Genomic DNA, 15,132 nt, shown 5'->3' with positions numbered 1-15,132 from the left:
TATCTCATCATCCCTTACTTCATTTTCATCCTTTCATTATAGCATAAAGTTACATTTTCCCGCGACCTCAAAAGAAAAAAACTGCCAGTAGTTTGGCAGTTTTAAATGGTTAATTTTCTTTTTCAAGCTCAGTTGTTACTTTTGTAGTAATCTCCGTTGTAATGGATTGTAAAAGATCGTTAGCGTCTTCTTGAGCGCGTCTGAATTCTGTCACAATTGGAAGCGAATCAATATCCGCACGCACATTATCAATTTGACTTTCGGTTTGTTTCATTGCTTCTAATTTTTGATAATGTTCTAAGTTCACTGCTTCTTTTTGCAGTAACTTTATTTTAGAAACTTTCGCGGCTACTTTTGAATTAGCGTTTATTCTCTCCTCAGCTAAGCGGTAGAATGATACTTCTTCTGTTTGTTGTAAAGCATCCCGAAGTTCCGTTGCTTTTTTCATGATTTCTTCTTTTGAAACTGTCACAATTACATCTCCATTCTTAATCAAAGGAAAATGGGTGGTCTTCATTGATGAGAATTCGGTCAATTTTTTGAGCTTTCCCGGTTGTTTCGTCTAAGGTGATTAGGCAACCAGATAAAACTGCTCGACCTGTTTTAGGGACTTCAAATCTTGTTGGCAAGGCTGTTTTAAAACGACGAATAACAGCTTCTTTTTCCATTCCAAGGATAGCGTCATATGGTCCTGTCATACCTGTATCAGTCAAATACGCAGTACCTTCTGGAAGAATACGGTTATCAGAAGTTTGTACATGTGTGTGAGTACCAACTACCGCAGTAACTCGCCCGTCTAAATACCAACCCATTGCTTCTTTTTCGCTAGTTGTTTCAGCATGAAAATCGACAAAAATTATATTTGTTCGTTTCTTTGCTTCTTCTATTAATGCATCCATTTTGCGGAATGGATCGTCTAAATCTGCTAAGAAAGTTCGGCCTTGCATGTTGATAACGGCAATTTCATGTTGATTACTTTTTACAAAAACCATGCCTGTTCCGGGTGTTGTATCATCTGGGAAGTTTGCTGGGCGAACGAGATATTTAGCGTCATCAATAAATTCAAAAATATCGCGATTATCCCATGTGTGATTACCTAGAGTTACGGCATTTGCACCAAGCTCCAGAAAATCCTTATAAATCTTCTCCGTGATTCCTCTGCCACTTGCAGCATTTTCTCCATTTATAATTGTGACAGTAGGTTTATATTTTTTCTTTAATTGTGGTAAATATTCTGTAATGGCGTCGCGACCGATTGAGCCAACAACGTCACCAATAAATAATAATTTCATTTCGTTATTCTCCGTTTCTATTACTTCTACGTTCTAATAATGCGACATCTCGAAAAACGCCATTCATTTCACCGAGTTTTTCGTGGATGCATAAAGTTTGGAAGCCGTATGTATGATGAAGTATAATACTCGCTTCATTTTCCGGAAAAATTAAAGATTGCAAAGTCCAGAAGCCGTTTTGCTCACTTGTTTGAATAATTGCTTGCATAAGAGCTTTTCCGATGCCTTTTCCTCGAGCGCTTTTTGCTATATAAATACTTAATTCAGCTACTCCGCGATAAGCATGCATACTTGAAAATGGCAATAACGCTGCCCAACCAATCACTTGACCCTCCGTTAAAACCACTAAGCGGCAAGTTTTTAAGTACTTCTCATCCCAAGCTTCAAAAGATAGCGTCTTTTCTTGAAAAGTAGCGTTTCCGGTATCTATACCTTCTTGATGCACTCTAGCTACACCAGAATAATGTTCTTTTAGCATCGGCAAAATTTTCCACTCACCCAAAAACTCCGCCTCCCTTTTTTCATCTATCCTTTGATTATACCGTTCTTAATCAAGCTAGGCAACCGATTAAAAAAAGATACATCACAAAATAAATTTGCGATGTATCTTTTAAATATTATTTAGCGTATTCAACTGCTCTTGTTTCACGAATTACAGTCACTTTGATATGACCAGGATAATCTAATTCCTCTTCAATTCGTTTTCTTATGTCACGAGCAAGTCGGTAGGAAGATAGATCATCAATTGTATCTGGTTCAACGATGATACGTACTTCACGTCCCGCTTGGATAGCATAAGATTTTTCTACACCATCGTAAGACTCAGAAATTTCTTCTAATTTTTCTAAACGACGAATGTAATTTTCAAGCGTTTCACTACGAGCTCCTGGTCTTGCAGCTGAAAGTGCATCCGCTGCTGCAACCAATACCGCGATAACAGAAGTAGCTTCTGTATCACCATGATGGGAAGCAATACTATTGATTACCACATCATTTTCTTTGTATTTAGTAGCAAGTTCTACGCCGATTTCAACGTGACTTCCTTCAATTTCATGGTCAATTGCTTTCCCAATATCATGAAGTAGTCCGGCCCGTTTAGCAAGCGTAACGTCTTCGCCAAGCTCTCCTGCTAGAATTCCAGCAAGTTTCGAAACTTCGAGTGAGTGGTTAAGAACGTTTTGTCCATAACTAGTACGGTAACGCAAGCGGCCAAGAATTTTTATCAAATCAGGATGGATGGAATGAATTCCAACTTCAAATGTAGCTTGTTCCCCGACTTCACGAATGTGTTCGTCCACCTCTTTACGGGCTTTGTCCACCATTTCTTCAATTCGAGCTGGATGGATTCTTCCATCTTGAACAAGTTTTTCTAAGGCGATTCTAGCGATTTCACGTCGAATTGGATCAAATCCGGAAAGTATAACTGCTTCCGGGGTATCATCAATTATCAAATCAATCCCTGTTAGCGTTTCTAGCGTACGGATATTACGTCCTTCACGGCCGATAATCCGTCCTTTCATCTCATCATTTGGTAAGGTAACAACAGATACCGTTGTTTCTGCCACATGATCAGCTGCACAACGCTGGATAGCTAGTGAGAGAATATTCTTTGCTTTTTTATCCGACTCTTCCTTGGCCCGGTTTTCTGATTCTTTGACCATGATTGCTGTATCATGTGTTAATTCCTCTTCTACCTGGTTAAGGATGATAGATTTCGCTTCCTCTTTGCTGAGCGCAGAAATTCTTTCGAGTTCTGTCTGCTCCGCTTGAATCATCTCAGCTAGTTTGCTTTCTTTCTCTTCAATTTGTTGTTGACGTTTACTGATACTCTCCTCTTTTCTTTCAAGTGTAGCTTCTCGTTTACTTAAAGAAGTATCTTTACGGTCGAGGTTTTCCTCCCTTTGCAATAAGCGATTTTCTGCTTTCTGTGTCTCTGTTCTTCGCCCACGAAGTTCATTTTCGATTTCAGTACGTAACCTATGATTCTCTTCCTTCGCTTCAAGCAATGCTTCTTTTTTTGTAGTTTCTGCTTCTTTCTTTGCATCTTCTACAATTAATTCAGCAGTCCCCCTTGCAGCAGCCAGTTTTTTCTCTGTACTAGATTTAAAAATTAGAGAACCAACAACTAGACCGACGATTAAGAAAAGCAAACTGGAGATGATCGTGATTGCGATTGTCATCCTTACACCTCCTTTGCTATTCAATTTTCGTTATTGTTATGTCGGTGGCCAGAATTCTGGCACATGCGTATTTTTCATCAACAACCGAGTGCTAATCTCCCCATTCAGTTGAAGCCGATTTTCAAAGGAAAAACTTCCCCCTTGTCTCCCAGCAATATAAAATATACAACTTAATTTTATAGGTCAAAGCATACAATGTCAAGAAAAGGAATGAAATGACGGCTTATTTTCCTGAGATTTTTTTAAATAGCAAAAAATACGTGATAGGAAGTAATTTCCCTATCACGTATTTACTAGTAATTATTCATCATCAAGCAAACTTAATGTTTCTTCATTTTCGTCTAAAGGTTCTTTGTTAGTGCCATCAATTTCGTATTCTTCGCGAACGCGTTTAGAGATTTCGTCTCGAATGTCTGTGTGTTCTTTTAGATATTGTTTTGCATTTTCACGACCTTGTCCGATACGTTCTTCTTTATAAGAATACCAAGAACCACTCTTGTTAATTACATCAACTTCAGCAGCCATATCAACAAGTTCACCTTCACGTGAAATACCTTCTCCGTACATAATATCCACTTCAGCGATACGGAATGGTGGAGCTACTTTATTTTTTACAACTTTTATTTTTGTTTTGTTACCCATTACATCAGTACCTTGCTTCAACTGCTCAGCACGTCTTACTTCTAAACGGACAGTAGAATAGAATTTAAGCGCACGGCCACCAGGAGTGATTTCAGGATTCCCGAACATAACACCAACTTTTTCACGAATTTGGTTGATGAAGATAGCAATCGTTTTTGATTTATTAATAACACCTGAAAGTTTTCTTAAAGCTTGGGACATTAAACGTGCTTGCAAACCAACGTGGGCATCTCCCATCTCGCCTTCAATTTCAGCGCGTGGTACAAGAGCTGCAACAGAGTCAATAACTAACATATCAACAGCGCCACTTCTAACTAGTGCTTCAGCGATTTCTAAAGCTTGTTCCCCTGTATCCGGTTGCGATAGTAATAGCTCATCAATGTTTACACCTAGATTTTTTGCATAAGCTGGATCTAGAGCATGTTCGGCGTCGATAAATGCTGCTGTTCCACCTTGTGCTTGGACTTCTGCAATCGCATGTAGTGCAACAGTTGTTTTACCAGAACTCTCAGGTCCGTATACTTCAATAATACGTCCCCGCGGATATCCGCCAACTCCTAAAGCAATATCTAATGCTAATGAGCCACTAGAAATAGTAGATATATTTTGGTCTGAATGTTCCCCTAATTTCATAATGGAACCTTTACCGAATTGTTTTTCAATTTGTTTTAATGCTTGGTCTAATGCCGCTTGACGATCATTCACGTTGTTGCCTCCTTCATAATATTCTAATAGCTGTTTTTTCGCTTCTTCTCTCTTAAAAAAACAGTCAGAATGTTTTTCCTAGAATTACTATAACGCATTTCTAAGCGAGAAGCAAGCAAAAAGCGAACATTTATTCGTATTTTTTATTTTGTGTAAGCACCGGCTGCTTTCTTCCCCATTATAACGGGATTCCAAGCGTTCGTCTAATACTTTTTTATCGCTTATTTGTATATTATAAAGCTGTTTTTATTCTTTTCTATAAAGGAAAATTACTTATTTGTATCTAAAAATTGCTTAATTAACTGAAAGCCTTGTTTTACAGCACGACGGCGATTGTGATTTCGATCTCTACCATAAACGAACTGATAAGCTTCTGTTTCAAAACCAGCTACATGTAAGCCTATCCAAATAGTACCTGCGGGATGTCCTTCTAGACTGTCTGGTCCTGCAACACCGGTAAAACTAATGCCTATATCAGTGTTACAAAGTCTGCTGACATTCTTCGCCATTTCTTTCGCACATTCTGAACTTACGACGCCATTTTCTTTTATTGTTTGAGGTGAGACTTCAAGAATAGATTGTTTTGTCTCTTCGCTGTATGTGACCATGCCACCTTTAAAAATTTTAGAAATACCAGGAAAACGGGCAATTTCTGCTTGGAATAATCCAGCGGTAAAACTTTCAGCAGCGGAAATAGTGATATTTTTTTCAAGCAGCATGGCTGTTACTAACTCTGGTAAAGAAACTTCGCCATAACCGTATAAAAAAGTTCCATCTCTGCGTAAAATTTCTTGTTCCGTTTCGTTCACAAGGGCACTCGCTTCCTCTTTAGTCTTTGCAGTAGCAGTAATCCGCACAACGACTTCATTATCACCTGCATATGTAGCAATAGTAGGATTTACTTGCGCTAAAATCATATCGTTTAAATCTGCTGCTAATTGCGATTCTCCAATACCGAAAAAGCGCATTATTTTAGACTCTAACACATTTTTCTCAGTATTTTCACTTACGAGTAAAGGTTCAGCATAACTCGAAAACATCGGTTTCATTTCTGAAGGTGGGCCTGGAAGTAAGATGTACGTATGATTATTTTCTTTTAAGAACATTCCTGCAGCAAAGCCATAATCATTATTTAGTACAGTGGATCCTTCAATAATTACAGCTTGCAATTTGTTATTTTCCGTCATTGTTCTATTTCTTGAAGCAAAATACTCCGTGATTTCGTTCATATGAAACGCATCTTCTACTAAGTTTTTCTGTAGATGTTCTGCTAAAATTTGTTTCGTAATATCGTCTTCTGTAGGACCTAATCCACCCGTAAAAATGAGAATATCACTACGTTTTTCAGCAATGTCTATCACATCTTTTAAACGTTTAGGGTTGTCACCAACGACAGTGTGATGGTAGACATAAATCCCGTTAGCTGCTAATTCTTCTGAAATAAAAGCAGCATTAGAGTTCACGATTTGTCCTAGTAAAAGTTCTGTTCCAACTGCAATAATTTCTGCGCTTGCCATTTGAATCCATCTCCATTCATTTTTTTGTATAGAAAAAAAGCACACAATGGTATGCTTTTTTATTTATTACATAGAACCTTTAAATACTCCGCGATTTTTGTAGAAATAGTCTATTCCAGACCATACTGCAAAGAATGCACATACATATAAGAAAATTAAGTCAACACGGATACCTGTCCAAGCAAATGGGAAATTGTTTAATAACATAAGTGGAATTGCAATCATTTGTGTGAATGTTTTAATTTTCCCAAGTTGGCCAGCTGCTAAAACTTCGCCGCCTTCTACAAGAAGTAAACGTAGACCTGTTACAGCAAGTTCGCGACTGATGATTAAAATAACTACCCAAGAAGGAGCAATATGCATTTCAACTAGAATGATAAATGCTGCAGCTACAAGTAATTTATCTGCCATTGGATCCGCAAATTTACCGAAGTTTGTAATTAAATTATATTTACGTGCAAGATGCCCATCAAACCAGTCTGTAAGGGCAGCTACGATGAAAATAATAGTTGCTACTAAACTTGTAACTGGAATGGTCGAATCAAGCCAAGAGACACTTCCCCAGTCAAATGGTACAACACATAGAACGACAAAAATTGGTATCATAAAAATACGGATAACCGTTAATTTATTTGGTAAATTCATCTTTTTCTCCCCTTTTTTACATTTAAACAGTATGTAATGATAAAAATGTTGGCGAAACCTAATGAGTAGATTTCGCCATATAAAACAAATTATTCTGCATCTGAGTTACTAGTAGTATCACTTGCTTCTAAATTAATAGTTAACACTTGTTTAACAAGCGTTGGAGCAAGTTCTAACTCTTTACCATTGACTTTAACAGTTGTAACAGGCGAGTTTCCAATAACGATAGAAACTGTTTTGTTATCTCCTAAATCAATTTCGGTAGAAGGGTTGGATGTGGATAACGTCACGTTTTTAATGGTGCTTCCGTTTGCATCCGACACGCCAATCCAAGAGTCACCAGTCGCGCTAAGAGAAAGTGTCATTTTATCAGTGTTTTTTACTGTATAACTAGTTTCGTTACCAGATGTTTCACCTTTAGTTACTTCAACTTCTTTAGCTGTGTCTTCTGGTTTTTCAGTTGTATCTGTTGCTTTTTTTTCATCAGATGTTGTGTCTTTTTTCTCTGTATCTTTGTTTGTGTCTTTATTTTTAGTAGAATCTTCTACTTTTACAGTCGGATTGCTTGTATCAGTTTTAACTTTTTCAGAGGTATTATCTTGTTTATTAAGCAAGAAAAACCAAACAATGAAAAGAATAAAAACAATAAATAAAGCAATAAGAATTTTTGGTAAAATATCAAAGAAACGATTACGAGAGTTAGCTTGATTGCCGACCGATTGAGCGGGCATAGGATTTCTTTTACTTTGTACACGAGTTGGCTCATTATTTACTACTTCTTGTTGCGGTGTTTCAGGAACCTCGCTTTCAAACTCATCAAAAAGTGTCGCACTATCTAGTCCAACTGCTTCTGCATATTGTTTAATAAATGCCCTTGCATAAAATTTTCCAGGCATTACAGCATAGTTTCCTTCTTCAATCGCTATTAAATAACGTTTTTGAATTTTCGTTATTTGTTGCAAGTCGTCTAAACTGAGTCCTTTTTCACGTCTAGCTTGTTTCAGTTTATCACCGAGTTCTGTCAAAATTAAACACCTACCATTACTATTTCAATTTTCCACTTTTTACTAAAATTACATAAGCCAACCGCCATTTAAGCGCAAAACTTCTCCAGTGATATAGCTTGCTTTTTTGCTTATTAAAAATTCTACAGTTTCTGCAATTTCTTCAGGTTTTGCAAAGCGTTTCAAGGGAATTTCCTCACGAAGTTCTTCCTTTTCATTCGCTGAAAATTGATCCATCATTTTCGTTTCTACCGCTCCTGGTGTCACTGCATTAACAGTTATTCCAGAAGGCCCTAATTCTTGACTTAGTGCTCGGCAAAAGGCGATTTGAGCCCCTTTTACAGTGGAATAAACTACTTCCATTGATGCTCCGACTTCTCCCCATATAGAACTGATGAAAACAATCCTTCCTTGATTGCTTTTCATTAGCTTTGGTATGAAAGTGCGGATTAAACGCATTGGCATAAACATGTGCACATTCCATAATTTTGTAGTCTCTATATCTGTTGTATCCTGGAATAAAGCATAGTGAGAATGCCCTGCTGCATGGATAAATGCATCTACTTGAAAAACTTGCTTTTCCATTTCTGCTAAACTTGCAACATCATCGAAATCAGCTTGAATAAGAAATACATCTATTTTTTCAGCTTGTAGTAGTGGTAATAAATTCTCCACAGCTTGTTTATTTTGATGATAATGAAGATACAAGTTCCAGCCAGCTTTCGCAAGTGATATACAAATCGCTTGACCTATTTCTCCGCTAGCTCCAGTTACAAAAGCATATTTTATATCTTTATCCAAAAAAAGGCAACCCTTTCCAGTCTATTTCTTTTATGATAGCATGACTCAGGAATTTATGCCATTTTTTATACAAAAAAAAGTAAAAAAGACACAGAACGATTATTTTTCTGGAAGCAATTGGAAACTAGTAGTGCGCTCTTCACTGTCCAGGTTTTTCACAAAATTATTTACTTCTTCTAATGTAACTGTTTCCATTAAAGGTAAAATATCAAAGAGAGAAGCAGATTTCATTACATATTGGCTAAATTGGTTGGCAATAAACTCTGGTGAATTAAGCGAGCGTAAAAATTGTCCAATACGTTTACGTTTTACTAAAGCTAAATCCGCTTCATTTAAGCCGTTTTTAGCTGCTGCTTGAATCGCCTCAATAATTTTAGTTGTTTGCATATCTGGGTCTTTTGCATCCCCACCAACAAGGACAAAGGAAAAACTGTCTTGCAGTGTATAATCATAACCAAAACTATCATCAATGATTCCTTGGTTGTACAATTCTAAATAAGTATCAGATGTAGTTCCAAAAAGCATTTCAAGCGCTACATCACCAATAATTTCTTGTTTAAGTGCTACTTGTCCTTCTAGAGAGCCTATATCTTCTTTAATACCTACCATATTTTTAGCAATTTGTACTGGAAAGTGAATTTTACGTTCTTTTACAGCGACAGTTTTTGGTTCTTCTGGAAAATGACGTTTGATTGGAGCAGCTTCTGTGAAATCTTTTTTCGCTTGATTTGCACGAATTTGGTTCATCATTTCTTCGGGCTCTAAGTTACCAACGACAAACAGTACCATATTGCTTGGATGATAAAAAGTATTATAACAAAGGTACAGCAAATCTTTGTTAATTTCTGCAATTGATTCAACAGTTCCAGCAATATCAATTTTCACTGGATGGTTGTGATACATATTTTCGATTACACCAAAGTAAGCGCGAAAATCTGGATCATCATCATACATTCTGATTTCTTGACCGATAATTCCTTTTTCTTTTTCAACTGTTTCTTCTGTAAAATATGGTTCTTGCACGAAATCGATTAATGTTTCTAAGTTTTCTTCTACACGAGAGGTGCTTGAGAAAAGATAGGCAGTTTTTGTAAATGAAGTAAAGGCATTCGTAAAAGCGCCTTTTTCACCGAATTTAAAAAATACATCACCGTCTTCTTTTTCGAACATTTTATGCTCTAAAAAATGAGCTATGCCATCGGGTACTTTAGTGAATTCAGTTTCGCCAATTGGAACGAAATTATTGTCAATTGCACCGTAGTTAGTTGTAAAAACAGCATACGTCTTACTAAATCCTTGTTTTGGAAGAAGGTAGACTTGTAAACCATTAGACATTTTTTCATGAAATACAGCTTCTTTTACTTGTTCAAATGTGATTTTTTCCATGAAGTTCTTCTCCTCCCTTGCTCAAGAAATATATTGTGTCTGGCTTGATTTTATTAATAGCAGCAACTACTTCTTGTTTTGTTGCTTGTTTAATTTTTATGATCCAATTTTCTAGGTCTAAGTTTGCTTCGCGTAAAACGTTATTATAAGCAAGTTCAATTAAACCTTGTGCTTGGTCATTTGTTTCAAGCAATTGATTAATGAGCATTTCTTTTGTTTGATTTAATTCGTCTTCAGTGAAATCGCCTTGTTTCATTGCGACGATTTGTTCTTCAATAATGGTTAAAGCTTGTTTATAATTCACTTCATCAATTCCAGCTGAAATTATCATATAGCCTTTAAAAGAATCAATTCGACTGGAAGCATAGTAAGCTAGACTTGCTTTTTCACGAACATTGATAAAGATTTTGGAATTTGCAAAGCCACCTAAAAGTCCATTAGCGAGTTGAAGAGCAACAAAATCATCGTCTCCAAATAATGTTTCTGTTTGATACCCAAGCACTAGTTTCCCTTGATTAATTGCTTGTTGCTCATGGATGACACGAGTTTCTTTTGGGGCCTCTTTTGTATAGAAAACACCTTTTCGTTCTGGACGCGGTGAAAAAGCCATCTTTTCGATAAGCGGCATAACTTCTTCTTTTGTTACATCGCCGCAGATAAAAATTTCAATGACATCTTCTTTGATGAATTTCAAATAGTATTCATATAAATCTTTTGCTGTAATGGCATCAACGTCTTCTAAAACCCCTGCCGCCCCGAAGCGGAATTCATCGTCTCGGAACATTTCTTCTACTAGTCTTTTAGAAGCAAAACGAATTTTATCATCATAAATTCCTTCTAAACTGCTTTTTAAATTCTCTTTTTCACGAACAACTATTTCTTCATCAAAAGCGCCATTTGTTGCATTTGGCTGAAATATAGCTTGTTCAATAAAAGCAAATGCATCTTTTAAAATATTCTCGCCATCAGAAACATATTGACCGTCTATCATATCGAAAACGACAGTTAAAACGTGTTCATTTCCTTTTTTGGCCGTAGTTGTATAGAAGTTTGCGCCATATAAGTTAGCTAACTGTTTTCTGAAAGCCGTTTGCGTCGGATATTTTTCACTGTTTGTTTCTAGCAAAATTGATAATAATGATCTTTTTGTAACTGTTTCTCTCTCTAATGGAGCGCGAAATTTAAAAACAATTTTATTAGATTTATATTTTTGGGTGGGAACGATTGTTAGTGCAACCGGACCAACTTTTTCTTGAAATATTTTGTCTGTCATTATAATGCTCCTTTCAAGCAATGATCTCACTTTCCTATTGTATCCTAAGTTGTTGCCACACACAATTTTCTAGCATAAAAAAACAGCCTAGAATAATATCTAGGCTGTCCTAATGTTTTATTTGCCTTTAATGTAGTTGACACCATCTGCTTTTGGAGCTTCGGATTTACCGATAAATCCAACAAGCGCGAGGATTGTTAATACATAAGGCGCAATTTGTAAGTAAACGTCTGGAATGTCTTTGAAAAACGGTAGCGAGCCCCCAGTAATTGCCAAACATTGCGCAAAACCGAAGAAGATTGCTGCTCCCATTGCTCCAAGTGGATTCCATTTACCAAAGATCATTGCTGCAAGGGCCATATAACCTTGACCGGAAATAGTTGCGTGTCCGAAATCAAGTGTAAAGGATTGCGCGTAAACTGCACCACCTAGACCACCAAGAATACCAGAGATGATAACACCTTGGTATCTCATCCAACGTACTTTAATTCCCATCGTATCAGCTGCAAGAGGATGTTCCCCTACAGAACGAAGACGTAAACCAAAGCGCGTTTTATAAATGATAAACCACGATGCGATTGCAAATAGAATCGCCACATAACTCATCACCGGAATGTTTTTAAAGAAAATATCACCAATAACTGGAATATCACTTAAAACAGGAATATCTGGTTTACCAAAGTAATATTTAATTTGGTCAGTTTGGCCTTTATCATAAATTACTTTTACAAGGAATAAAGATAGACCAGTTGCTAAAAAGTTAATCGCTACACCACTGATTACGTGGTCAGCGCGGAAGTTAATTGTTGCAACGGCATGAACAAGAGAGAATAATCCCCCAACGACCATAGCCGCAATAAGTGATATCCAAGGAGTTAAATTGCCAAAAGTATCTTGGAAAGTAAGGTTAAAGACGATAGCTGAGAATGCTCCCATAACCATCATACCTTCTAGTCCAATATTAACCACACCGCCTCGTTCTGAATAAACGCCCCCGAGTGCGGTAAAAATTAGTGGGCCTGCCATAAGCAGTGTACTAGAAACAATTGTCGCTAAAATGGCTGTCATTCTGCTTTCGCCCCCTTCTTAAATTTTGCCATCGCCCAGCGGATAATGTAGCTGGATGCCACAAAGAAGATAATCAGAGCGATAATTACATTGACTAATTCGTTTGGAACGCCTGCAACTGCTGGCATGTTTAGTGCTCCGACTTTTAGAGCGCCGAACAAGATGGCAGAGAAGACAATCCCAATTGGAGAACTTCCTCCGAGTAACGCAACGGCAATACCGTCAAAACCAATTCCTGGAGAAGAAGTTAATACATAAGCCGTTCCATAAGTTCCAAGGCCTTCCATTACGCCACCAAGACCAGCGAGCGCTCCGGCAATAACCATAGAAAAGATAATTGTTTTCTTTACACTCATACCGGCATATTGCGATGCATTTTCGTTAAATCCGACTGCTTCGATTTCATAACCAAAAGTAGTTTTATTTAACATTAACCAAATAATAAGTGCAAAACCAAGGGCTATTAAAATCCCCCAATGTAGTGACGAATAATCAGTCATTGATTGCAATAATTCAGATTGTAAAGACGCAGACGCATGAATTTCTTGTGTTTTATCTAATCCGTCTGTAAGTAAATTTTGTACTACATAGTTGAAAATATAAAGTGCTGTATAGTTAAGCATGATTGTTACAATAACTTCATTTACTCGTAAAGTTGCTTTTAAAATACCTGGAATGAATGCCCAAAGTGCACCAAAAACCATACCAGTAATAATCGCAAGTGGTAAATGAATCCATTTAGTTAAACCATCAAAGTTTACAGCGATGATAATGGAACCTAACCAGCCCATCAGCATTTGACCTTCCGCACCAATATTGAAAAGTCCGGCTTTAAATGCAACTGCAACAGATAGACCAACTAAAATGTAAGGTGTGGCTTGGCGGATTGTTTCACCAATATAGAAATTTTCACCAACGACACCTTCTATAAGTGCTGAATAACCAGCAATTGGGTCATATCCAAAAATAAGCATGATAATCGCACCGCAGATAAGTCCAAGGATAACGGCTGTAACTGGGATAACTAATGCTTGTAGTCGTTTAGACATGCTCTTTCTCCCCCATTTCCGCTTCCTGTTTGGATGAACCAGCCATCATCAGACCAAGTTCTTGCTCCGTTGTTTCTTTCGGATCAACAATAGCAACGATTTTCCCTTCGTATATAACCGCAATACGGTCACTTACATTCATGATTTCATCTAATTCGAACGACATAAGTAATACAGCTTTTCCGTTATCTCGTTGTTCAATCAAGCGTCTATGAATGAATTCAATTGCTCCAACATCTAGTCCACGTGTTGGCTGAGCCGCAATTAAGAAATCTGGATTACGGTGTATCTCCCTCGCAATAATTGCTTTTTGTTGGTTACCACCAGAAAGCGATTTTGCTGCTACATATTCGCTACTTGCGCGAACATCGTATTCTTCAATTAACTCGCGTGCAAAGTCATACATTGCTTTGTGATTCAAGAAACCCTTACTAGAAATAGGTTTCTTATAGTACGTTTGTAAAGCAATATTTTCTCCAAGTGACATCTCAAGTACTAAACCATGTTTATGACGATCTTCTGGAATATGTCCTAAACCAGCTTCCGTAATTTTACGTGGTTTTTTATTCTCAATGTGTTCACCATTTAGAAGAATGCTTCCACTTGTTACTTTAGAAAGACCTGCAATTGCAGAAATGAGTTCACTTTGACCATTACCATCGACCCCAGCAATTCCGACAATCTCGCCTGCTCGAACAGTCAAATTAAGTCCACGAACACTTTCGACGCCGCGGCTTTCTTTAACAACTAAATCTTTTACTTCTAAAACGTCTTTCCCAGGAGTTGCAGCGATTTTTTCCGTTGTAAAAACGACTTCACGACCAACCATTAAATTAGCTAAGTCTTGCGGAGTTGTTTCTGGAACGTTTACTGTACCCATGCCTTTACCACGGCGGATAACAGTTACGCGATCACAAACATCCATAATTTCTTTTAGTTTATGTGTAATTAAAATAATTGATTTCCCTTCTTTTATAAGAGAACGCATGATTTGAATCAATTCTTTAATTTCTTGGGGCGTTAAAACAGCTGTTGGTTCATCAAAAATCAAGATATCAGCACCACGATATAGTGTTTTTAAGATTTCCACACGTTGTTGCATTCCGATAGAAATATCGCGGACAACAGCATTTGGATCAACTCGTAAACCATATCGGTCAGAGATTTCTTTAATTTCTTCTACCGCTTTTTTCTTCTCGATAACTCCGAGCTTGCTTGGCTCTTTACCAAGGATGATGTTTTCTGCAACCGTAAATTTATCCACTAACATGAAATGCTGATGGACCATTCCGATTCCAAGTTCATTCGCTTTGTTCGGGCTATTAATATTTTCTTTCGTACCGCGAACACGAATTTCTCCACCATCTGGTTCATATAGACCAAACAAGACGTTCATTAGCGTAGATTTTCCTGCGCCATTCTCACCTAACAAAGCATGGATTTCGCCCTGCTTTAACTGTAAGGTGATGTTATCATTTGCTACAAATCCAGAGAATTCCTTCCTGATTCCTAACATTTCAATAACAAAGTCCACTTCTTCACTCCCCTTGTCGTCTGGTTCAAACTGGAA

General features: G+C 37.3%; 14 protein-coding genes. All 14 read right to left on the bottom strand.

All coding sequences use genetic code 11. The features are described 5' to 3' along the window. Nucleotides 1–109: 109 nt before the first annotated feature. A complete protein-coding gene (locus tag PQQ29_RS07215; RefSeq protein WP_003762190.1) occupies nucleotides 110–472 on the bottom strand; it encodes a YlbF/YmcA family competence regulator in 363 nt (120 codons plus the stop codon). A 16-nt stretch (nucleotides 473–488) separates the two neighbouring features. Further along, the gene (locus PQQ29_RS07210; protein ID WP_003762187.1) at nucleotides 489–1,292 is read right to left on the bottom strand and encodes a TIGR00282 family metallophosphoesterase; all 804 of its coding nucleotides are present in this window, start codon (nucleotides 1,290–1,292) and stop codon (nucleotides 489–491) included. Between the two features lie 4 nt (nucleotides 1,293–1,296). Next, entirely contained in the window at nucleotides 1,297–1,794 is a 498-nt protein-coding gene (locus tag PQQ29_RS07205) for a GNAT family N-acetyltransferase (protein ID WP_010991532.1), read from the bottom strand. 115 nt (nucleotides 1,795–1,909) lie between these two features. Then, entirely contained in the window at nucleotides 1,910–3,472 is a 1,563-nt protein-coding gene (gene rny / locus PQQ29_RS07200) for a ribonuclease Y (protein WP_003721904.1), read from the bottom strand. 300 nt (nucleotides 3,473–3,772) lie between these two features. Next, nucleotides 3,773–4,819: a recombinase RecA gene (gene recA, locus PQQ29_RS07195; protein ID WP_003766841.1), complete on the bottom strand. Its 1,047-nt coding sequence runs from the start codon at nucleotides 4,817–4,819 to the stop codon at nucleotides 3,773–3,775. A 269-nt stretch (nucleotides 4,820–5,088) separates the two neighbouring features. Continuing rightward, on the bottom strand, nucleotides 5,089–6,336 hold the full coding sequence (locus PQQ29_RS07190) for a competence/damage-inducible protein A (RefSeq protein WP_010991531.1): 1,248 nt from the start codon (nucleotides 6,334–6,336) through the stop codon (nucleotides 5,089–5,091). Between the two features lie 66 nt (nucleotides 6,337–6,402). Next, nucleotides 6,403–6,981 carry a CDP-diacylglycerol--glycerol-3-phosphate 3-phosphatidyltransferase gene (pgsA, locus tag PQQ29_RS07185; protein ID WP_003762173.1) on the bottom strand — a complete coding sequence of 193 codons (579 nt, stop codon included), beginning with the start codon at nucleotides 6,979–6,981 and terminating at the stop codon, nucleotides 6,403–6,405. Nucleotides 6,982–7,070: 89 nt separating this feature from the next. Then, complete coding sequence (locus PQQ29_RS07180) at nucleotides 7,071–8,006, bottom strand: helix-turn-helix domain-containing protein (RefSeq protein ID WP_003762172.1); 936 nt, start codon at nucleotides 8,004–8,006, stop codon at nucleotides 7,071–7,073. A 48-nt stretch (nucleotides 8,007–8,054) separates the two neighbouring features. After that, entirely contained in the window at nucleotides 8,055–8,786 is a 732-nt protein-coding gene (gene ymfI, locus PQQ29_RS07175; RefSeq protein ID WP_003771775.1) for an elongation factor P 5-aminopentanone reductase, read from the bottom strand. Between the two features lie 99 nt (nucleotides 8,787–8,885). Beyond that, the gene (yfmH, locus tag PQQ29_RS07170; protein ID WP_010991530.1) at nucleotides 8,886–10,172 is read right to left on the bottom strand and encodes an EF-P 5-aminopentanol modification-associated protein YfmH; all 1,287 of its coding nucleotides are present in this window, start codon (nucleotides 10,170–10,172) and stop codon (nucleotides 8,886–8,888) included. Then, a complete protein-coding gene (gene yfmF / locus PQQ29_RS07165; RefSeq protein WP_010991529.1) occupies nucleotides 10,153–11,445 on the bottom strand; it encodes an EF-P 5-aminopentanol modification-associated protein YfmF in 1,293 nt (430 codons plus the stop codon). Before yfmF ends, yfmH begins: the two co-directional genes overlap by 20 nt. Nucleotides 11,446–11,562: 117 nt before the next feature. Then, nucleotides 11,563–12,513 (bottom strand): ABC transporter permease, encoded by a 951-nt coding sequence (locus PQQ29_RS07160; protein WP_003727462.1) that lies wholly within the window; start codon nucleotides 12,511–12,513, stop codon nucleotides 11,563–11,565. Beyond that, nucleotides 12,510–13,562 (bottom strand): ABC transporter permease, encoded by a 1,053-nt coding sequence (locus tag PQQ29_RS07155; RefSeq protein WP_003762163.1) that lies wholly within the window; start codon nucleotides 13,560–13,562, stop codon nucleotides 12,510–12,512. Before PQQ29_RS07155 ends, PQQ29_RS07160 begins: the two co-directional genes overlap by 4 nt. After that, nucleotides 13,555–15,096 carry an ABC transporter ATP-binding protein gene (locus tag PQQ29_RS07150; protein WP_003766835.1) on the bottom strand — a complete coding sequence of 514 codons (1,542 nt, stop codon included), beginning with the start codon at nucleotides 15,094–15,096 and terminating at the stop codon, nucleotides 13,555–13,557. Before PQQ29_RS07150 ends, PQQ29_RS07155 begins: the two co-directional genes overlap by 8 nt. Between the last annotated feature and the right edge of the window lie 36 nt (nucleotides 15,097–15,132).

This window comes from Listeria innocua (genome assembly GCF_028596125.1).
GTDB lineage: Bacteria > Bacillota > Bacilli > Lactobacillales > Listeriaceae > Listeria > Listeria innocua.
The sequence above is the reverse complement of the archived record's forward strand: the minus strand, read 5'-3'. Positions and strand labels throughout refer to the sequence as shown.